This is a genomic window from Paenibacillus sp. 4624, from assembly GCF_050435065.1.
In the GTDB taxonomy this organism is placed as follows: domain Bacteria; phylum Bacillota; class Bacilli; order Paenibacillales; family Paenibacillaceae; genus Paenibacillus; species Paenibacillus amylolyticus_D.
Map to the genome: position 1 here is coordinate 189,585 of NZ_JBNDJR010000005.1, position 21,371 is coordinate 210,955.

General features: G+C 45.6%; 15 protein-coding genes. 14 read left to right on the plus strand and 1 reads right to left on the minus strand.

Annotation, left to right across the window (positions count from 1 at the left end; genetic code table 11):
- The first annotated feature begins 112 nt into the window (after positions 1–112).
- Genes ABIE27_RS13670 through ABIE27_RS13680 form a run of 3 tightly spaced genes read left to right on the plus strand, consistent with a single transcriptional unit; the run spans position 113 to position 5,221 of the window.
- Entirely contained in the window at positions 113–1,804 is a 1,692-nt protein-coding gene (locus ABIE27_RS13670; RefSeq protein ID WP_429350712.1) for an extracellular solute-binding protein, read from the plus strand.
- Positions 1,805–1,842: 38 nt separating this feature from the next.
- Complete coding sequence (locus ABIE27_RS13675; protein WP_429350713.1) at positions 1,843–3,609, plus strand: sensor histidine kinase; 1,767 nt, start codon at positions 1,843–1,845, stop codon at positions 3,607–3,609.
- Positions 3,584–5,221, plus strand: a complete 1,638-nt coding sequence (locus tag ABIE27_RS13680) for a response regulator transcription factor (protein ID WP_429350714.1) — start codon at positions 3,584–3,586, stop codon at positions 5,219–5,221. Before ABIE27_RS13675 ends, ABIE27_RS13680 begins: the two co-directional genes overlap by 26 nt.
- A 163-nt stretch (positions 5,222–5,384) precedes the next feature.
- Here the strand turns inward: ABIE27_RS13680 and ABIE27_RS13685 are convergent, their stop codons facing one another.
- Positions 5,385–6,149, minus strand: coding sequence for a helix-turn-helix domain-containing protein (locus ABIE27_RS13685; protein WP_123063481.1), 765 nt, complete (start codon positions 6,147–6,149; stop codon positions 5,385–5,387).
- Between the two features lie 274 nt (positions 6,150–6,423).
- Between ABIE27_RS13685 and ABIE27_RS13690 the strand changes: the two genes are divergently transcribed.
- From ABIE27_RS13690 to ABIE27_RS13740, 11 genes are all read left to right on the plus strand, one after another.
- A complete protein-coding gene (locus ABIE27_RS13690; protein WP_429350715.1) occupies positions 6,424–7,779 on the plus strand; it encodes an extracellular solute-binding protein in 1,356 nt (451 codons plus the stop codon).
- Between the two features lie 102 nt (positions 7,780–7,881).
- Positions 7,882–10,779: an extracellular solute-binding protein gene (locus tag ABIE27_RS13695; protein WP_429350716.1), complete on the plus strand. Its 2,898-nt coding sequence runs from the start codon at positions 7,882–7,884 to the stop codon at positions 10,777–10,779.
- Positions 10,780–10,837: 58 nt separating this feature from the next.
- A complete protein-coding gene (locus tag ABIE27_RS13700) occupies positions 10,838–11,755 on the plus strand; it encodes a carbohydrate ABC transporter permease (protein ID WP_429350824.1) in 918 nt (305 codons plus the stop codon).
- The gene (locus ABIE27_RS13705) at positions 11,752–12,633 is read left to right on the plus strand and encodes a carbohydrate ABC transporter permease (protein WP_397351719.1); all 882 of its coding nucleotides are present in this window, start codon (positions 11,752–11,754) and stop codon (positions 12,631–12,633) included. Before ABIE27_RS13700 ends, ABIE27_RS13705 begins: the two co-directional genes overlap by 4 nt.
- Positions 12,634–12,699: 66 nt before the next feature.
- On the plus strand, positions 12,700–14,124 hold the full coding sequence (locus ABIE27_RS13710; protein WP_429350825.1) for a hypothetical protein: 1,425 nt from the start codon (positions 12,700–12,702) through the stop codon (positions 14,122–14,124).
- Positions 14,108–14,743 carry a YIP1 family protein gene (locus ABIE27_RS13715; RefSeq protein WP_123063476.1) on the plus strand — a complete coding sequence of 212 codons (636 nt, stop codon included), beginning with the start codon at positions 14,108–14,110 and terminating at the stop codon, positions 14,741–14,743. Before ABIE27_RS13710 ends, ABIE27_RS13715 begins: the two co-directional genes overlap by 17 nt.
- Positions 14,744–14,759: 16 nt before the next feature.
- Positions 14,760–17,330, plus strand: a complete 2,571-nt coding sequence (locus tag ABIE27_RS13720) for a DUF5696 domain-containing protein (RefSeq protein ID WP_429350717.1) — start codon at positions 14,760–14,762, stop codon at positions 17,328–17,330.
- A gap of 53 nt (positions 17,331–17,383) precedes the next feature.
- Positions 17,384–18,229 (plus strand): carbohydrate ABC transporter permease, encoded by an 846-nt coding sequence (locus ABIE27_RS13725; protein ID WP_123063474.1) that lies wholly within the window; start codon positions 17,384–17,386, stop codon positions 18,227–18,229.
- A gap of 17 nt (positions 18,230–18,246) precedes the next feature.
- Positions 18,247–19,194: a carbohydrate ABC transporter permease gene (locus ABIE27_RS13730; RefSeq protein ID WP_429350718.1), complete on the plus strand. Its 948-nt coding sequence runs from the start codon at positions 18,247–18,249 to the stop codon at positions 19,192–19,194.
- 69 nt (positions 19,195–19,263) lie between these two features.
- Positions 19,264–19,413 (plus strand): hypothetical protein, encoded by a 150-nt coding sequence (locus tag ABIE27_RS13735; protein ID WP_161556876.1) that lies wholly within the window; start codon positions 19,264–19,266, stop codon positions 19,411–19,413.
- A 91-nt stretch (positions 19,414–19,504) separates the two neighbouring features.
- A complete protein-coding gene (locus tag ABIE27_RS13740; protein WP_429350719.1) occupies positions 19,505–21,217 on the plus strand; it encodes an RICIN domain-containing protein in 1,713 nt (570 codons plus the stop codon).
- The last annotated feature ends 154 nt before the right edge of the window (positions 21,218–21,371 follow it).

The following is a 21,371-nucleotide window of genomic DNA, read 5'->3' on the forward strand; positions in this document are numbered from 1 at the left end:
GTCGCCAAACGGCGGCTTTTTCGTACTCATGACAGGTCAAATGTTGTACAATGATAACAATTCTGGAAAAGAAAAAGATATGTTCATTTAATCAAAATGGGGGCATGTCACCATGCATAAGCGATGGATGTACAAAACAAGATGGACAATTATTATCTTTTTAACTGTATGCATACCCGCTGGACATACGCAGGGAGACTCCGGGCAAATTGACACCTTATCTAAAGATCAGCAGGCCTTATCTTCGTCGGCCTATTCCCCGCCCATTCAAGTATCTTTTGTCAGAGAAACGGGAGAGGATCTGCAACGTATGATTGAGCAACTACCCGGTGAGACACTGGTCGATAACCGCTGGACTCGTTTGTACGAACAGGAGCTTGGCATTCAGATTCGGTATGACTGGATTGCAACAGGAGATGTTTACAATCAAAAGTTAGGGGTTTCCCTTGCTGCCGGGCGTTTCCCGGATGTTGTTAGAGTTAACCCATATCAGCTAAGGCAACTTAGCAATGCCAATTTAATAGAAGATTTGACGGAAGTATACCGTGACTTCGCCACGCCACTTACCAAAAATATTTTGGAAGCCGAAGGGAAAGGCGCATTTGATGCAGCTACGATTAACGGTAAGCTTATGGCAATCCCCGAATCTTCTTCTTCCATTGAAACGGCACAGTACTTGTGGATCAGAACAGATTGGCTGGATAAATTGGGTCTGCCAGCACCTGAAACGCTGGAAGACGTGCTGAAAATATCGGAAGCGTTTACATTTCGTGATCCTGATGGCAATGGAGAACAAGATACCTATGGTCTTGCATTGACGAGTTATCTCTGGGACCCGGTTATGGGCGTTTCGGGATTTATGGCCGGTTACGGTGCTTTTCCGAACATTTGGATTAAAGATTCAGAGGGCGGTTTGGCCTATGGAGGCATACAGCCAGAAGTGCGTAAGGCGCTGAAAGTATTACAGACCATGTACCTTGAGGGTCAGCTGGATCCTGACTTTGCTTACAAAAATGGAAGCAAGGAATATCGTCTGATTCAACAGGGGAAAATTGGCATGCTATACGGTGAGCAGTGGACTCCGTTCGTTGTCCAGTCTACTCGTGAAGAAGATCCGGAAGCAGAATGGCAGGCATTTCCACTTGTGGCCGAGGCAGGTCGAAATAATATTGTGCCGCTTCGTTCCAATACAGGGAATTACTTTGCCGTGAGAAAAGGCTTTGCTCATCCTGAAGTTGTCGTTAAACTAATGAATTTGCATCTGGACAAAAACTGGGGACAGAATGCGGAATATGAAACGTACTATAATGACGACTCACGTGCTGTGTGGATGCTGTCTCCGGTAACTCCTTTTCCGGGAACTAAAAATTTAGATGCATATCGAGATATTCGGGATGCACGTAAGACAGGTGACTTCTCTGTACTGGAGAACGAAGCGCTTGCTATTCACAAACGAATTGCTGCGTATGAATCAGAAGGCTTGAAGAGCGGATGGGGATGGAAACAAACCTATGGGCCAAAAGGTGCGTTTAGCATCGCAGATGAATACGAGAGAAATGGACAGCTTCTTTATGATCAATTCACAGGTGGAATTACGGAAACGATGGTAGACCGGCAGATTATTCTTCGGGATCTGCAGCTCGAAGTATTTATGAATATTATTTATGGATCACCTATTGAAGAATTCGATCAATTTGTAGAAGATTGGCTGGAGCTGGGCGGAAAAGAGATTACATCGGAGGTGAACGCATGGTATAGAACTGATGCCGCCAGGGATCACCAGGCGTTCGCTTTATCTTATTAAGGCAGGTGTCTTTGATCTGAAATCAGGAGGGGAATTCGTTGTTCAAAATACCGGCACAGTCGTGGTTTAACAGTATATTTGCGCGGCTGATTATGACCTACCTGGTTTTTGTCATACCTTTGATTCTTCTGGGCGTGTATTTGTACCACTGGAGCTATGATACGGCAAGTCAGGAAATTTCTTTCTCGACAGAGAGGCGGTTAAGTCAATACGCAACCGAACTGAACCGGGAGATTGAGTGGATGGAGTTGCAGCAGTTTGACATTGCAGAGGACCGCAAGCTGAATCGGCTGGCGATCCTCTGGAACAATATGGACCAAATTGAAAAACGGGAAATACTAAATTATTTGTCCGAACGGCTAGCCTCTTTCAAAAACAGCAGTGTTTATATCAAGAACGTTTATGTACATATTCCTACAGTCCACAAGAGTATCTCTGCAGTGCAGGGCATTGATGAATTTAATAATACCTCATACGATTATTTCAGTTCATTCACGCACGAAGAAAGCATTCGATTCGCAGTCAAAGACGATACCCTGAATCTGAGTGCTGTCCGTTTAACAGGCAAAATGGGAGACTCGCCGCTGTTTGTTGTTCAGGTGGAACTGGATAATGTTGCGTTTCAGAATGAATTATCTCAACTTAATCTATACCCTGAAAGTGCTTCCCTTCTTATTGAAGACAAAACAGGTTTTGCTATTTTAGACCGGGAAGAGCGCGAGATCATTCTTGCCAATTACCGTGAATATAGTCAAAAGAACTCACTGGAGAGCTTTCGCGTAAATGTAGAGGATACAGCGTACCATGTGAACCAACATCATATGGAACCTCTTGGTTTATCCATTGCCACATATTTGCCTGAGAAAATGGTCACCAAACCCTTGAGCAAATTTTATAAATGGGCATGGATTTTTGCCATCACATCGTTTATTGCCATTTCAGCTTATCTCTACTCTACGTACAAACTGATTCACATTCCTTTATTATTGCTGGTCAAAAGATTTAAAAAGATGGAGGGCGGAGTACTGGATATCCCGATCGTACACCATCGCAAAGACGAGTTCGGATTCCTATATGGCCGCTTCAACCATATGATTGAGAATCTGCAGTTACTGATTGACCGCGATTTCAAAAAAACGATGATGATGCAGCGAGCTGAATTAAAGCAACTCCAGTCTCAGATTAATCCACACTTTTTGTACAACAGTTTCTTCATTCTGAACTCGCTTGCAAGAACAGGAGAAACGGATCGTATCGAACAATTTACGAATATGCTTGGAGAATATTTTCGTTTTATTACTCGTAATGGAACAGATCATGTGCCGCTGAAGGAAGAAGTACATCATTCCCGAATTTATACGGATATCCAGCAACTGCGATTCTCCAGACGAATCAAGGTTGAATTCGGGGAAGTTCCGCTGGAATTGCAACAGATTCAGGTTCCCAGACTCGTAATACAGCCGATTATTGAAAATGCCTATGAGCATAGCCTTGAAAAAAATACGACCGAAGGTCTTTTGCGTATCCAATTTCATATAGAGACATCCTGTGCGGAGATTACGGTGGAAGATAACGGGCATGATCTCCAGACAGAAGATATAGAGAAGCTGCAACATCTCCTGCATAGTGAGGCTATGACAGATGACATAACGGGATTAATGAATATCCACAGGCGATTGGTTCTGACATTTGGCGAAGGAAGCGGATTATTTCTGTCACGAAGTGAGCTGCAAGGTTTGAAAGTTGTTATCCGAATCCAGTGGAAAGAGGGGGACATGAATGTATCGACTTCTGATTGTAGATGACGAGGAAATCATTACGGATAGTTTGTATGAAACATTTGCGAGACACATGCCGGATCGGCTGGATGTATGCAAAGCATATTCTGCTACAGAAGCACTCTCTTGGATGCGGCGTTCCAGAATTGATATTGTGTTGACGGATATTCGTATGCCGGGCATGAGCGGGCTGGAGCTGACGGAAGAGATTCAAAGCCGCTGGCCGCAGTGCCGTATTATTTTCCTGACGGGACACAGTGATTTTGAATATGCCTACAAAGCCTTTCAGATGAACAACGTACGGTACCTGCTTAAGACAGAAGGGTACGACAAAGTGATGCATATGGTGGAGCAGGTTATGGAAGAGATCAGGGAAAGTTATGATATGCATAATCTTCTGAAACAACAAAGCGAGATTACATCCCGGCTAACCGCATTGAGGCAGGATGAATACATCCGAAAGCTTCTTCAGGAAGGTTCAACTGCTGCTTCTTCGGTTGAAATTCAGGCCGAACTACTGGAGAGGGAGATTCATTTAAAAGCTGATTCTCCCGTGTTTCTGGTACTTGCACGATTGAATAAGCAAAATGAACCAGCAGAAGTTGAACAAGGGTGTGCTCAATCTTCTATTCGGATTATTGGAACATCGTTGATGAGTGAGTATATGGAATGTGCCAGTGCTACGGATCATTATGGTGATACGGTATGGCTCCTTCAACCTAAAGATGGGCAACGAGATGCAGAACAGCATTTCGCCAGATACATGGAAGGAACGTTAGAGCTTGTACAGGAGTCGTGTCTAGCTTCACTTGGCGTGTCGATTGCATGTACACTTAGTGGGCGGGGGTGTGAATGGTTCCAAATTCCACAGCAATACGAGCGTCTACGCTTGTTACAGTGGATGAAAGTTGGGGATGGGATGTCGATGGTTCTGACAGACAATTACAAGGAGCCTCAAGCGGGTACTCCGAAGGAATCACTGAGGATCTCAAGCAGGGTAGAGGCAATGAATGGTTTTCTGGAGACAGGGCGTTTTCAATCCTTTTATGATATCTTCGAAGAACTTGTGGGAGAACTCCTTCAACAGGATATGACGATGGAGCGGGCGATGGAGACATATTATCATCTGGCATTGACCATTTACGCTGCATTTAATCGCTGGGGGCTCAAGCAGAAAACCTCGGATCAGCGAAGTTTTCTGCATTTGGATCATTTTTCAAGCATGAAAGATGCCGTTCAATATCTCTATCTAGCAGCCGATGAGCTGGTCAACTTCAAACGTTCAAACGAAGAGGAACGTGCGAATATGGTCGTACAGAGTTTGTGTAATTATATCAAGAGTAATCTGGAAAAAGATCTTACGTTAGTACGACTGGCAGAACTGCATCACTTTAATCCTTCGTATCTATCCAGATTTTTCAAACAGGAGATGGGCATTAATTTATCCGAATTTATTGATGATAGCCGAATTCGAAAGGCCAAGGAGCTGCTCATGAACCATGAGCTTATGGTGCGGGAAGTTGCACTTCAGGTCGGTTATGAATCTGCACATTCGTTTACTAGGCTGTTTAAAAAACAGACGGGCATGACACCTCAAGAGTATCGCGAAACTTTACTGACTCGTTCGGCTGATCGGTAAGTAATAAGAACGTAATAAAGCACGCAGGAGTAGCAACTCCTGCGTGCTTTTCATTAGATAGATTTTTCTATATATGCAGACACTGTCGGCAAAATTAAGATAATCCAGGATAAAATGGAGGATACGCTCCGTATCCACTCGGTTGCGTATATCAATCGTTGGATTAAGCCGTGTGAGCCTTTTGCCTGCGATAGGCATTAGGACTTGACCCGGCGTAAGCTTTAAATTTTTTATAAAACCAATCAATATCCCGATATCCAACCTCCAAAGCAATTTCGTAAATTCGCAGGTCAGTGGACAGGAGAAGCTGTTTGGCTTTTTTCATTCGTTCCTGTAGCATGTAGTCATTAAATGAAACATTTTCCTCCATTTTGAACTTTTGACCTAGATAGGCACAATTGAAATGCATCATATCCGCGATCTTTTTCAACGTGATCTCTTCTTTCAGATGATCTCTTACGTAAGCTTTCACGATCCGAATCACATGATTGGAATCCATCGCTTTGCCGTTAAGCTGAATGGTGGGCTTGAGGCCAGGTTTTTTTTTCATAGGAACAGGCCCAAGTTTGTTCAGAAGCCCGTATAAACTGTGTACAAGCGCGGAAGCACTAAAAGGTGAGGGTAAATAATCATTTACCTGATAAGTTAATGCTTTGCGAACCAGTCTGAATTGATCCCTTCCACCAAGCAGTAGGATAGGGATATCGTTTGTTTTTCGAATGTGGTGACACAACCATAATCCAGCCGTATCGAAATGCTCTGTATGCACAACGACAACACTGAAATCCCGGTCAGACAATGCGGCAAGAGCAGCGTTTGAAGAGGAAACTGAATCTGTAATTGTAAATGGGAGTTTGTTGTCTTTAAGAAGCAGTTCAAGCTCTCTACACAAGCGGCGGCTATAATCAACAAGTAAAACACTGTACATAAAGCATGACCTCACCTTCTCCTGATATTCCGATCGAATGTTTAACTGAAATAAGGCTTAATTTCATTATGGGAAGAAAAGAAAGCGCATACAATGTGCATTATTTTGCAGAGAGTGCATTTCTTTACCAATTGCAGGTGAAATACTCTAAATCACTCCTCAAATGAACCTGATCTATAATCTGACCGGGTAAACACCTGTATTTAAGCAGGTTGTTTGCGCTTACATTTGGACGATAAACTTTGGTAGCACACGACAATCAGGGGGGAAGACAATGAAGAAAAACAAGTTTATGCTACTGAGTCTATTGTTTGCGGTCATGTTGATGATCAACGCTTGTAGTTCTGCACCTTCTGCTGAGCCGGCACCTGAAAAACCGGCACCGCAGGAGGAGCAAGCACCAGCCGAAACAGAGCCGAAAAATGAAAATTCTACACCGGAGATGGATTTTGACATGGGTGGTAGAACGATCAAGGTTGTGGCATGGTGGGATATGCAAATTACAGATAACAATCCGGACAATATCAAACGACTCGAGAACCTCGAAGCTTTGAAGAAAAAACACAATTTTAATATCGAATACGTATCCATCGATTTTGGTGAATATCAGGAGAAAGTTGTAGCTTCCTTGATGGCAGGCGAGCCGCTTGGCGACTTTGTCAGACTCGGTAAAAACTACGCGATTCCGGCACTGACCAAACAAGATCTGTTGTGGCCGGTAGATGATTATATTAAGAACGACCAGGTATTCAATCAAAAAACAACCAAGGAATATATGCAATATGAAGGTAAAGGTTACGGATTTACGGAAGATAAGTCTTCGTTTATCAACGGTATTTTCTACAACCGTACTCTGATGCAAGAGCTTGGTATGAAGCCGCTGCAGGAATATGTTGATGCGGACGAATGGAATTGGGATAACTTCCTGGCTGTAGCCAAGCAAGCCAACAAAGACCGGAATAATGACGGCAAGCTGGATACGTGGGGCCTAGCTCAAACAGGGTTGCTTGAACCAATCCTGTATTCCAACGAAGCTTCACTGACGAAAGAGGATAAACAGAACCTCGAAGATCCAAAAACAAAAGAAGCGCTTGATTTCTTGAATAAATTAGCTACAGAGAAAGTGGGCAGACCAACAGAAGGCGGTGACTGGACTGAACCAGCTACCTTCTTCCGTCAAGGAAATACACTCATGTATTCTGGAGCAATGTACGAGATTGAAGGCATCAAAACAGATATGCCTGACTATGATATCGGCTTCCTGCCGTACCCGAAAGGACCTAGCGCTTCTGCATACCACTCCGGTGAATCTCGTTATCAAGCGATCACCATCCCTAAAGCGGTAGAAAATCCGGAGCAACTGATGTATATCTGGGAAAAAATCAATGAGATTGATTCCATCTATGATTATCCGGAACAATCCACGCTCGAAAGACATCTGACCGATGAAGCAGATATTAACAATGCCAGAGAAGTGGCAGCTGGCATGCTTGTTCTCGACCATAACACGTTTCCGTCCCTTCCATATTGGGATTTTGATGGAGAACTGAAAGAAGGCGTATCCGTATCTACGTTGATTCAGAAATACAAGGCTCCTTTCCAAGCCGCAATTGATGAGGTATACAAATAAGCACTGCTAAATACGGGCAGAACGCGCGAGTAAGAAGTGCGGTCTGTCCTAGTCAATCATTCTTTTGCTGATACGCTTACAGGAAAGGGGATACATGCAAACATGCGGTCACGTAAGAAAAAGGTACTGATTCTGGCACTTGTTCTGGCTTTGGTGTTCTCGATCATCGTGATCTATCCATCCAAGAATCAGAGCCCCGGGACAGTACATGCACTTGAGGATTTTGATGCTGTAGCGGGTACCAGGGATTCACGAAGTTATGAACATTATCAGGAAACGTATGCGAGCACTGCCAAACCCGATACTACCGTAAGAATTCAAGGTGAAGCTTATACGGAGGCGGATAACGGAGAGTTCAAGGTGGTGCAAGGATATGAAGGGCTGGATGGCAGTGCTGTCATTACACCCGAATCCGGAACCATTCGATGGGATGTTCCCGTTCAAGTGAGTGGTTTATATCAGGTTCGCATTCACTATTATCCTGTCGAAGGCAAAAGCTCCGGAATCGAGCGCAAGCTGGAGATAAACGGGGAAGTTCCCTTTCGGGAAGCAGATGTACTTCTGTTCGACAGGGTATGGGGCAATCGCGAAGATCACGTCCGTCAAGATGATCGGGGCAACGATCTCAGACCAAGACAGGTGGAGAAGCCGGAATGGCAGCTCGCTTCGTTTCGAGACAGTGCCGGATATTTTGAAGAACCGTTTCAGTTTTATTTTGAAAAAGGCAAACAGCAATTAGCTTTGACTTCTCTTAGAGAGAGTATGGCGATTGATTACATCGAACTGTATCAGGAAGAGGCCATTCCTACGTATGCCGAAATTCAGAAGACGTATGATTCGTTAGGTTTAAAGGCAGCCAGTCCCACCATGCTAAAAGTGCAAGGCGAAGAAGCGATCACCAAATCTTCACCTACACTTGCACCCATCTCGGATCGATCCAGTCCATCTCTTGAACCCTACGACGTATCCAAAATTCGGATCAATGCGATCGGAGGCGTGAACTGGAAACTTCCGGGGGAATGGGTCGAATGGGAGATAGATGTACCTGAGGATGGTTTGTACCAGATAGCGTTAAAAGTGAAGCAGGATCAGCTTCGGGGCATCTATGCCACGCGGAGTCTTACCATTAACGGCAAAGTTCCGTTTGAAGAGATGAAGCGAATTCGCTTCAACTACAGTCCGTCCTGGCAGACACAAGTGCTCGGAAATGGGGGAGAAGAACCCTATCAGTTTCATCTGGAGAAGGGAAAACACCGCTTACGGATGACTGTCACACTCGGCGATATAGCCCCGTTACTACGAACCGTGGAATCAAGCGTACTTGAGTTGAATGAGATGTACCGCAAAATTTTGATGATTACCTCCAACAAACCGGATCCACTACGGGATTATCAGCTGGAGAAACGCATTCCAGAGATGACAGAGGTTTTTGAAAAGCAAGCGGAGATCCTCACCTCTGTCGCTGCGTATCTCGAAAAGGCAACCGGGGAACAGAGTGATAAAGTAGCCATTCTGAATGCCATGGTAGTACAGCTCAAGGATATGGCGGCAAGACCAGAAACCGTTCCGAAACGGTTGGATACGTTCAAAATTAACGTCGGCGGTCTGGGCACGTGGATTCTGACCGTACGTGAGCAGCCGATTACAATGGATTATCTAGTTGTCGCTCCTCCAGGACAAGAAATGCCAAAGGCCGAAGCTTCTGCGTTCCAACAGGTGAAGCATGAACTTGGTGCTTATGTCGCTTCCTACACGGAAGACTATGACAGCATCGGTAACGTGGAGAAAAAGAAGGACTCGATCACCGTATGGATCACCACCGGACGGGATCAGGCTCAAGTTCTTAAGGGCATGATTGACGATACGTTTACACCGGATACCGATGTGTCTGTTCAACTACGGCTTGTGCCGCCGAATATTTTGTTGCCCGCAACGCTCTCCGGAGAAGGTCCTGATGTGGCGATGCAGATGGGTGAAGATATTCCTGTGAACTATGCGATGAGAAATGCGGCAGCGGATCTGAACAAGTTTCCGGATTTTAAAGAGGTGGCCAGCAGATTCCGGGCAAGCGGAATAACACCTTATGAGTATGACGGTGGAGTATATGCACTCCCGGAGCAACAGCATTTTCCAATGCTGTTTTACCGCAAGGATATTTTGAATGAATTAGGTTTGGAGCCACCAAAAACTTGGCAGGACGTGTATAATGCGATCGCTGTATTGCAGAAGCACAATATGGAGTTCTATCTGCCGATTGAAGATACGCTGAACAATGCCAACATGGTTCCTAACGCAACTTTTGCGATGCTGTTGTATCAAAATGACGGGAATTTCTACACTGAAGACGGGAAAAAGAGTGCACTCGATTCGGAAATTTCGATGGAAGCATTCAAACGCTGGACGCAATTTTATACGAATTACAAGTTCCCACTGAAAGCCGATTTCCCGAACCGTTTCCGTACAGGAGAAATGCCGATCGGTATTGCCGACTACACGACCTATAACATGCTGACGGTATTAGCACCGGAAATCCGTAACCTGTGGGACTTCACGATTGTGCCTGGCACGCAGCTTCCGGATGGTTCTATAAGGCATGAGGTAGCTAGCGCGAGCAGTGCGGTCATGATGCTCGAAAATGCCAGCAACAAAGAAGCGGCATGGAAATTCATGAAGTGGTGGACGGATGAGTCAACCCAGATTGAGTATGGACGAGAAATGGAAGGACTGATGGGAGCGGCTGCTCGTTATCCTACAGCGAACATTGAAGCATTAGAGCAATTACCTTGGCCGGTGAAAGATTACCAGAACCTGGAGAAGCAATGGGAGTGGGTGCAAGGAATCCCACAGATGCCAGGAGGTTATTTTACAGGCCGACATCTGGATAACGCCTTCCGCAAAGTGGTTAACGCGAATGAAAATCCACGTGAGGCTTTATCAGACTATGTACTTTATATTGACGATGAGATTGAACTGAAACGTAAGGAATTTAATCTGAAATAAAAGAAAGGGAGGGTAACGGTTGGAAGTAAAAACATCCAAGACAGCCGCCGCTCCTGTCATGCATACACGCCAGGTCGGCTGGTGGTCCTTATTGAAAAAGAATCTGTATCTCAGCAGGCATTATTACGTCTTAATGGCACCGTTTATGCTGATCTTTTTCATGTTTACGGTCATTCCGGTCGGCATATCGCTCGGTCTTAGCTTTTTCCACTTTAACATGCTGGAACTGCCTCGTTTTGTCGGGTGGCAGAACTATTCGCGGTTGTTCCTGAACGACGACGTATTCCTGATCGCACTTAAAAACACGTTACTGTTTGCTGTAATCACGGGCCCAGTCAGTTACATCGCCTGTTTTTTGTTTGCTTGGATCATCAATGAGCTGTCTCCTAAAGTCAGGGCGGTTATGACACTGGTTTTCTATGCACCATCGATCTCTGGTAATGTATTTTTCATCTGGCTGATCATCTTCTCTGGTGACAGCTACGGTTACATGAACGGTTTTCTTATGCGCCTTGGCGTGATTCTGGAGCCGATTCAGTGGCTTGCCAATGAGAAATATGTACTCGGCATCGTGATTCTGGTACAGCTCTGGCTTAGTCTCGGAACCAGCTTTCTGGCCTTTATAGCAGGTTTGCAGACGATTGATCGCTCACTGGTGGAAGCCGGAACAGTGGACGGCATCAAAAACCGCTGGCAGGAGCTCTGGTACATCACATTACCATCCATGAGACCTCAGTTGATGTTTGGGGCAGTCATGCAGATTACAGCTTCGTTCGCAGTAGCCGAAATCTCGATTGCACTGGCAGGTTTCCCAAGTGTTAACTATGCAGCCCATACCGTGGTCACCCATTTGATGGACTTTGGTACGATTCGCTTTGAGATGGGATACGCTTCAGCGATCGCAACCGTCCTGTTTGGACTGATGCTTGGAACGAACATTTTCACGCAAAAAATGCTGAGAAAGATAGGTGAATGACGATGACCAGCAAAGTACGTGCGATCTTCGGCATGCCGAAGAGACTTAACCGGTCATTTACCGTCAGTTTCATGTTGTTTGCGTTGCTGGCCGTGTTCGGATCATTCATGGTGCTTCCGCTGATTTATGCCGTCAACAATGCCTTTAAGCCGCTGGATGAACTTTTTATCTTCCCGCCGCGCTTCTGGGTGAACAATCCGACGACAGAAAATTTCGCAGATTTGATTAATCTGATGGGCAATTCATGGGTACCCTTATCTCGATATATTGCCAATACACTTCTTATTACATTAGTGGGCACGGCCGGGCACATCCTGCTTGCATCTGCAGCAGCGTACCCCTTGGCGAAATATCGTTTTCCGGGATCCAAAATATTGTTCACCATTGTCATTTTGTCATTGATGTTCTCGCCGCACGTTACCGCAATTCCGAACTACATGGTGATGTCCTGGCTTGGTTGGATCAACACACACGCTTCCATCATTGTGCCTTCTCTGGCGTTCTCACTCGGGCTGTTCCTGATGAAACAGTTCATGGAACAGATTCCTGATGCGTTGCTGGAAGCAGCGAAGATTGATGGTGCGAATGAATATCGGATTTTTTGGAGCATTGTAATGCCTAACGTGAAGCCTGCATGGCTTACACTTATGATTTTGCAGTTCCCTGCTCTGTGGGGAACAGACGGTGGAAGTTTTATCTACAGTGAAAATCTCAAAACGCTTCATTATGCACTCAGTCAGATCGTACAGGGCGGGATTGCAAGAGCGGGAGTAGGTGCAGCGGTAGCGTTGCTGCTCATGATTGTACCGATCACGCTGTTTGTTATCTCTCAGAGCAGTGTTATGCAGACGATGGCTACTTCGGGCATGAAAGAATAGAAAGGAGGCAGCAAAGTGCAACATAGCACGCGAAAAAGCACATGGAAACAACGCAAATGGGTCATCATGGGCATGGTCTGCCTCCTGCTGTTCAGTTCAGCAGCACTGCCTGTGAGCGCAGACGGTGAGCAAGATGCCTACCATTATTCCTATTACGGAGATACCGTTCCAGCTCCGGCTGCTTACGAAGCCACAACGATTATTACAGGCAAGAAACTGAATATAACACCTTTCAAGGAACCAAGTGATATGCATGTCACCACAGATGAGCATGTCTATGTGCTTGATTCGGGCAATGGAAGAATTGTAGAGATGGATCGCAACTTCAAGCTAGTACGGACGATCGAGTCGTTCAAAAACGATGGCAAAGAAGATCAATTTAAAAATCCGCAAGGATTGTTTGTAACGGAAAAAGGAGATTTATTGATAGCTGATTCGGATAATCAGCGGGTTGTGCATTTAAATAACAAGGGAGAGCTCGTGAAGATTGTATCTGAACCGAAGTCGGACTTGTTAAATGAGAACTTTCAATTTAAACCTATTCGGATTGTGATGGATCAAGGGGAGCGCATTTACGTGATGGCTGCAGGTGTATTTGACGGATTCATGGAATTCAGCGCCGATGGCGAGTTCTCCTCCTTTATTGGTGCGAATCGGGTTCAGGTTGATCCGGTCGAATATCTTTGGAAACGATTCGCAACTCGCGAGCAACGCAGTCAGATGGTCATGTTTACTCCAACCGAGTTCACCAATCTGGATATGGACAAAGAAGGATTCATCTACGCAACCAGCGGTGATCGTGGCAAAGATCCGATCAAGAAATTAAATGCTCAAGGAACAGACATTTTACGGAGAGAAGGATATTCAGCACCTCAAGGTGATCTAAGGTATACCACAGAAGCTGGACCATCCCGACTGATTGATGTCGATGTAGGTGACAGCGATATGTACTCTGTACTCGATTCAAACAGGGGCCGTATTTTCACCTACAATGGCGACGGTTATCTGCTCCATATTTTTGGTGGCATCGGGAACCGGTTGGGCATGTTTAATACGCCTGTTGCGCTGGAGCGAGCGGGAGACCGGATGCTTGTACTGGATAAAGCGCTTGGTGAAATTACAGTATTCCAAACCACAGAGTATGGACGCACACTGCATGATGCCGTGCGCAGTTATTACAACGGAGAAGAAGATCGGTCCTCGGAACTGTTTGCGAAGGCTGCCGAGATGAATGCCAATCTGGAATATGCCTATGCAGGTATTGGTAAAGCGCTGCTTCGCCAGAAAGAATATGCCGAGTCGGCACAATACTTCAAACAGAGCATGGAGCGTCAAGGGTATTCCAAAGCTTTTCTTCTCTATCGTAAAGAACTGATGCGTGAGCACTTTTCATGGGTGATGTCCGGTATATTCCTGGCTGTAGCTGCGTTCGTCACCGTCGCCATCGTTCGCAGACAGAAAAGGAGGACAACGAATGCAGGCATCAAGTAAACAATTGTACCAGTACCCGCTGCATCTCATTTTTCATCCCTTTGACGGGTATTGGGAATTGAAATATGAGCGGAATCAAAAAACGACACTGCTAATCTCTTTGATGATTATGGTGTTACTGGTATTTACCAAAATTTTGCAAGCCCAATACAGTGGCTTTCTGATTAATTTTAACAATCCCAAGTATCTGAACAGCCTGCTTGAGACGGTGTACGTTGTTATTCCCGTGTTGTTCTGGTGTGTAGCCAACTGGTCGCTAACTACATTGATGGACGGCGAGGGCAAGTTCTCTGAAATTTTCATGTCTACGTGTTTTGCCCTGGTTCCGATGTTTCTGGTGCATTTCCCGTGGATCTGGCTAAGTCTGGCTATTTCTGCACAGGAAACGGCATTTTATTACTTTTCTAACGCGATTGCGGTTTGCTGGACCGTGTACCTGCTGTTTGTAGGCAACATGACCGTGCATCAGTACACACCAGCCAAAACGATTCTAACGATGCTGCTCACGCTTGTAGCTATGGCATTTATGGCATTTCTATGCTTGTTGTTTTTTAGCCTTGTGCAGCAGATTGTCTCTTTTGTCTACACGATCTATCAGGAATTAGTGCTTCGGGGTTAGGAAGGAGGAAATCACAATGAAATATGCCGCAGCCAAAAAAATAACCGGAATGCTGCTAGTGAGCAGTTTACTTCTAAGCGGTTGTCAGTTCTCGCCCTCAACGGCGGCTCGCGAGACGGCAGCAGATGTTAGTCAAGTGGAGACTCCTTCCCTGCCTCCCGGAGAAAAACTGAAATCTGCTTTTAGTGATACACGCATTCCCGGCATGATCGGTGTCGCCCGAAACAATGCTTTGCAGCTGTTAATCAACGAGGAGACTGCCGAAATTGCTGTAATCCATAGCAAAAGCGGACAAATCTGGCGGAGCAATCCGGAAGAACGCGAGAAGGATGGCATTGCAGCCGGGATTAACAAGGACCTTCTGTCCTCTCAATCCAGACTCAGCTTTTTTAACAGCTCAGGCCAGAGCAGTATGGTGAATTCCTACACGGACAGTGTTAGGCATAAACAAGTGAGCTATGAAGCATTGCCAAATGGGGTGCGCGTGAACTATCAATTCGGCAACACGGAGCGATCCATTGAAGATCTTCCAGTGAAGATCAGCAAGGAACGTTTCGAACAATACGTGCTGGCGAAGCTGGATAAATCCGGTGAACGGGCTTTGAAAGTTGGATATGCGGAAGATAAAGATGAAGGTGTTTACAATCGGATTGACAAGGCTATGCAAGGTTTGCAACTGACCCGTGCACTGAAAGCTTTTGAAGACGCCGGATACACAGAAGAAGACCTTGCCAAAGATCATGCCGAGTATGGCATTGAGCAGGAACGAAGCGGTCCACGTCTTTTCATGCTCACGATGGAGTATGAACTGGACGGAGAGCAACTGAAAGTACGAGTGCCAGCTTCCGGTATTCATTTTCCAGAAGAGTATCCAATTAACACCCTGTCTGTGCTGGAGTATTTCGGAGCTGGTGGGTCCAAGGAGGATGGATCGATTCTCGTACCAGACGGTTCAGGAGCACTCATCTACTTTAACAATGGTAAATTGCAGTACCCATCCTACCAGCAGGATATTTACGGTCCGGATTTAACGATGAAGCTGCGAGAAGCCAGTTCCAATGAAAGTAAAGCGAGATTGCCTGTTTTTGGCGTGATTCGTCCCGAAGGCGCTTTCCTGGGCATCATCGAAGAAGGGGACGCGGTGGCGGTGGTGAATGCGGATATCAGTGGTAAGCTGAACAGCTACAATAACGTATATCCCAGCTTTTATGTCGTGAACAAAAGTGATATTACACTTCAGTCCAGCGACATGGTGCGCACATTGCCGAAGTTTCAGAATAAACCAACATCCTCTGACTTCGTGGTTCGGTACGCTTTTGTAGGTGCGGAGCAGGCTTCATATTCTGGTCTGGCCTCACTGTACCGGGAGTATCTGGTGCAAACTGGAGGACTTCCTGAAATAAAATCGTCTGAGGAGCAGTCTACGATCCCGTTTTATCTCAAGCTTTTTGGAGGAATGACAACGAGACAGCATATGCTCGGCATACCGTATAATTCCACGGAGGCTCTGACGACTTTCGATGAGGGAAAAGAGATTCTTTCGAAGCTGATGGAAAAAAACGTGTCGAACATTCAAGTACGTTATGCCGGATGGTTCAATGACGGATTGCACCACCGATTGCCGGATTCCATTAAGGTGGATGGAGTAATCGGGGGGAAAAAAGGAATGAAAGAGTTCGGTTCGTTTACAAGTGAAGCGGGAATCGGGTTTTATCCGGACGTAGCGATACTGAACGTACAATCGAAGAAAGGATTCAGTCCATCGAGTGAGGCTTCCCGGTCTTTAACACAGGAACCAGCAGTCCTCTATCCAATGGATCTCGCTTTGGAGCGACGAGCAAAAGATTTATCTGCTTCCTATGTCCTCTCACCGAATGGGATTGAAGATGTAACAACAGATATGCTCAAGGAGATAAAACCGCTTGAGGTAGAAGGCATTTCTCTGAAAGATATGGCTGAACAGTTGAACAGCGATATGAATCCGAAGAAATTGCTTGATCGTACGCAGGCACTGGATACGGTTCGAAAAGCTTTTGATCAGATTAAGCAACAAACAGGCTCCATCGTGGCTGAAGGCGGGAACGCATACGCACTGCCTTATGTTACAGGCCTTACAGATGCTCCAATGAACAGTAGTCGGTTCAAACTGGAGGACGAAGAAGTTCCATTCTTCCAGCTGGTCGTGCACGGCAGTATTCCTTATACCGGTTCTCCATACAATCTGTCCACGTATACCGATGCAAGACAGTATGTGCTGAAGCTGATTGAATATGGAGCTAGCCCTTATTTTGCCTGGTTTAATGCTCCGAACCATGTGGTGAAAGAAACGGATTACAACCACCTCTATGCTGCGAATTACGAACAGTGGATGGATCTGGCAGCGGAGATCTACACCGAAGTTAGCCAAGTGAATCAGTCGTTCACTGGACGTCCAATGATTGCTCATGAATCTCTGAGTGAAGGTGTATTCCGAACAACCTATGAAGGCGGAGGATATGTGATTGTCAATTACAATGAATCTCCTGTTGAAGTGGAGAATCATACCGTAGAAGCCCTAAGCTATGTGACTGGTGGTGAGCAGCTCTGAAGACACTCCTGAAATTCAAATGGGGAAGTCGTACGTATGCTCAACAAAAAGCGATGTGGGGTGTCATCTACGTACTTCCGTGGCTGATCGGATTTGTATTGTTTTTCTTCGTTCCGTTGCTGGCGTCTCTGCGATACAGCATGAGCACCATTCAAGCCAACGCAGAAGGAATTGCTATTCAATTTACGGGATTCGCCAATTATATTCAGGCACTTACGGTAAATACAAGCTTTAACCGGGCACTGATTGAGTCCATTACAGATGTACTTGTGAATGTACCGCTTATTGTCATTTTCAGTTTGTTCCTTGCAGTCATTCTGAATCAGAAATTCAGAGGCCGCGCTGTGGCCAGATCGATCTTTTTCTTGCCTGTTATTCTGGCATCCGGTGTCATAATGTCACTCGAAAGCACAAGTTTGATTGAAGCTGTGAACCAGAACAGCACCGGCGGAAGTTCTTTTGGCACATTGGAGCTGGAAGGTCTGATGCTCAATGCGGGCGTGAGTGAATGGATTGTTACGTATTTAAGCGGGGCTGTAGACCGAATCTACCAGATCGTCAGTCAATCTGGTGTACAGATTTTGATCTTCCTGGCCGGTATTCAGACCATCTCCCCGCAGCTCTATGAGGCGTCCAAGATGGAAGGGGCGACAGGATACGAGGCTTTCTGGAAAATCACGTTTCCAATGGTCAGTCCGCTTATTTTTGTTAACGCGATCTATACGATAATTGACTCCTTTGCGAATAATGCAATGACGAAACTGATCCGTGATACGGGATTTGTGAAATTTGATTTTGGTCTAAGCTCCGCGATGGCATGGGTGTATTTCGTAGCCATTGCCATTATTCTAGTGATCGTATCGATTATTTTCTCAAAACGAGTCTTCTATCAAGATTAGAAAGGAGGGCATTCCGCGTGACAACATCACGATTATTATCCCTTGAGCAATGGAAGAGCTGGCTGTGGTCTATCATCCGATTTGTTCTGATCACCGGACTTTCCTTTGTCATTTTATTTCCGATATTCCAAAAAATATCTACATCGATCAAGGCCAAGGGTGATCTCTATTCGGCAGTAGTTGTATGGATTCCTCAGAACTTCTCGATCGACAATTTTAAGCAGGCTATTCGTGTCATGGATTACTGGGCAACGCTGTTTAATACGTTTGCGTTGTCCGCCACAACAACACTGTTGACTACAGTCTCATGCGCGCTTGCAGGTTATGGATTCGCCAGACTGAAGTTCAAAGGAAGTAACTGGCTGTTTGCAGGGGTCATTCTGACGATTCTGGTGCCGCCAACAACCATTCTTATTCCGGTGTATCTGAACCTGAAAAGTTTTGATCTAATGGGGCTGATGACGCTGTTTTCCGGGAAACCGGTGAACCTGCTCAATACGTACTGGCCGTTTATTCTGACAGCGGTTACCGCAAATTCACTAAAGGCAGGCTTGTATATCTTTATATTCCGTCAATTCTTCAGAGGCATTCCGAAAGAAGTAGAGGAAGCGGCATACGTGGACGGAGCAGGGATCAGTCGCACATTCACTCGTATCATGCTGCCGAATGCCATTCCATCCATGGTCACCGTTATGCTGTTTTCCTTCGTATGGCAATGGAATGACAGCTTCTATACAACAACGTATCTGACTTCGAGCAAAGTCATGTCAACACAGCTATCGTCATTGCCGTACAATCTCGCTCAACAGGTTACAGACGGTGCAGCCTCTCAGGCCGATCCGTTCTATCTGAGCATGATTCAGGATACAGGTATTCTGCTTGCGATCCTCCCGTTAATTATCATTTATTTGTTTGTGCAACGTTATTTCGTGGAAAGTGTAGAGCGTACAGGTATCGTAGGATAGACGCTTAGAGCGAAGAGGTGGACAGCAATAAGATGTTTAAGCATTCCTGAACGAAAGGAGGCAGATCTCATGAGCGATTTTAAGAAGTATACCAAAGAAGCTTACATCGATGAGGTGAATTACAGAGTATGGCTTACAGCTGATTGTATGTGTTACAACCAGCGTAATCATTGGATATGGAATGGTTTAAGGGAGCGCGCGCCGACCGAGTCTGGATAAGGTTAAATCTTGATCTTGCTAAAAATCAGGTTTGACGGTAGCTTCCTATCGCAATAATGTAAGCCAATTTAATCAAACAGGAGGAATAGCAGTGAAAAAATTCATGATGTCTTGCAAGCTTTTACTCGTTCTGGCATTACTGATTACGATTGCTCCATGGGGCGGCAGCAAAGCGGATGCTTGGGTAGGTATGCCTATGGGGAAACTAAAAGTGAGTGGCAAAAACTTGGTCAACAGCAACAATCAACCTGTACTCCTTAATGGCTGGCATCAACCTTCCGGCGCATACTGGACGTATCAGGACAGTAATTATTACCTCAACCTTCATGGTAACAATCGTCATGCTGCAACATTGGCCTACCTGAAAGACATCACAGACACATTTGCGGATACCAGTCCGAAATATGGCAGCAATCATGGCTGGAAAATGAATCAGGTACGTCTGTTCATCGATCGTCAGGACATGGGAGATGTTGCGGCAGGTACATACAACTTTGCCGGTGTGCAAACTGTGACGCAGAACGTCATCATTCCTTATATCCAGTATGCAAAAACAAAAGGCGTATATGTCGTTCTGGGACTCGACTTCACCTTGAAGGATGATCAGGCTACGACAGCTGCCAACTTGCAAAAGTTCAATCAAATCTGGGGCTACCTTGCCTCCCGTCCAGAGATTAAAAGTGCAGACAACGTTCATTTCGAATTGATTAATGAGCCGGTGAAATCGTATGCCAACGGACACTGGGGTGGATACAACGGGGAAAATGATTTCGTGGATCATTGGAATGACCTGCGCAACTTCCAAAATTCCATGATCTCCACCATTCGTAATCAGGGCGCAGACAACGTCATCTGGGCTGCGGGTCTGGGTTACAATCAGTTCTACAGCCTGACAGCAAGTCATCCGCTGACTGACCCTCTGAACAACTACGGTTATGCGGTTCACTGGTATCCAGGTTACGGAGCGTATGACAACTTCAACATTTTGCAAGATCAATGGAACACCAATGTGAAGGCGGCCGCGGATAAATATCCAATTAACATCACAGAAGTGACATGGTTCAAAAACAAACCAGGTGATTCAGCTTATTGGAATCTGTTCAACGGTAGTAATGAAGGTTTCGGAACGAACACCAAAACCATTTTCAATGCCGCGGGCAATGTCAGCATCGCGGCTCATATGAATGGTTTTATCCTCGAACCGGGAGCACGCAGTTCATTCGCTGATCCAACCGCAGGACTGAAGTGGGATGGAGATGCGTCACGCAGTGCGATGGGACGATTCCTGTTCAACTGGTACAATGAACGCTCCCAGAATTACGGCAGCGGTAACCCGACCAATCCAACGAATCCGTCTACAGGTCTTGTCTCCGGTGCAACATACAAAATTGTAGCCCGTCATTCCAATAAAGTGATCGATGTTCCTGGTGGACAAAATCAGAACAACCTCCAATTACAACAATGGAGTGATCTCGGCGGTAATCCTCAGAAGTGGGTGCTGACTTCCATTGGTGGGGGCAACTACACGTTGACAAGTGTGAATTCACCTGACAAAGTGATCGACATTCGCAACGGTACACAGACCAATGGTGAAGCCGTTCAACTCATGGCTAATCTGAATACAACGGCACAGCATTTCAAAGTGAACGATCTGGGCAATGGCTACTACAGCATCATCAATGTAAACAGTAATAAAGCCATTGAAGTTGAGAACGCTTCCACATCCGATGGAGCCAAACTGCAACAGAACACCTACACGGGTGCAACGAACCAACAGTGGAAATTTGTAGCGGTTAGTAATTAGCTAACCTCAGCATTTCCATCACGAAATTAGTGGCAACAAATAACCTTTTCAGGTCATCTGATGACTTGAGAAGGTTATTTTTATTGTATTTAGGTATGGTTGCAACCAAATTGGATAAGCGAAAAGGTTGTTATTCATTGCCTTTGTCTCGTGA

What these genes read in the sequence shown, in the direction of transcription:
- ABIE27_RS13715 (WP_123063476.1), top strand. Translation starts at nt 14,108, where the DNA reads ATGCAGGCATCAAGTAAACAATTGTACCAGTACCCGCTGCATCTCATT.
- ABIE27_RS13700 (WP_429350824.1), top strand. Translation starts at nt 10,838, where the DNA reads ATGCATACACGCCAGGTCGGCTGGTGGTCCTTATTGAAAAAGAATCTG.
- ABIE27_RS13705 (WP_397351719.1), top strand. Translation starts at nt 11,752, where the DNA reads ATGACGATGACCAGCAAAGTACGTGCGATCTTCGGCATGCCGAAGAGA.
- ABIE27_RS13680 (WP_429350714.1), top strand. Translation starts at nt 3,584, where the DNA reads ATGTATCGACTTCTGATTGTAGATGACGAGGAAATCATTACGGATAGT.
- ABIE27_RS13685 (WP_123063481.1), bottom strand. Translation starts at nt 6,149, where the DNA reads ATGTACAGTGTTTTACTTGTTGATTATAGCCGCCGCTTGTGTAGAGAG.
- ABIE27_RS13720 (WP_429350717.1), top strand. Translation starts at nt 14,760, where the DNA reads ATGAAATATGCCGCAGCCAAAAAAATAACCGGAATGCTGCTAGTGAGC.
- ABIE27_RS13725 (WP_123063474.1), top strand. Translation starts at nt 17,384, where the DNA reads ATGTGGGGTGTCATCTACGTACTTCCGTGGCTGATCGGATTTGTATTG.
- ABIE27_RS13710 (WP_429350825.1), top strand. Translation starts at nt 12,700, where the DNA reads ATGGGCATGGTCTGCCTCCTGCTGTTCAGTTCAGCAGCACTGCCTGTG.
- ABIE27_RS13690 (WP_429350715.1), top strand. Translation starts at nt 6,424, where the DNA reads ATGAAGAAAAACAAGTTTATGCTACTGAGTCTATTGTTTGCGGTCATG.
- ABIE27_RS13735 (WP_161556876.1), top strand. Translation starts at nt 19,264, where the DNA reads ATGAGCGATTTTAAGAAGTATACCAAAGAAGCTTACATCGATGAGGTG.
- ABIE27_RS13670 (WP_429350712.1), top strand. Translation starts at nt 113, where the DNA reads ATGCATAAGCGATGGATGTACAAAACAAGATGGACAATTATTATCTTT.
- ABIE27_RS13695 (WP_429350716.1), top strand. Translation starts at nt 7,882, where the DNA reads ATGCGGTCACGTAAGAAAAAGGTACTGATTCTGGCACTTGTTCTGGCT.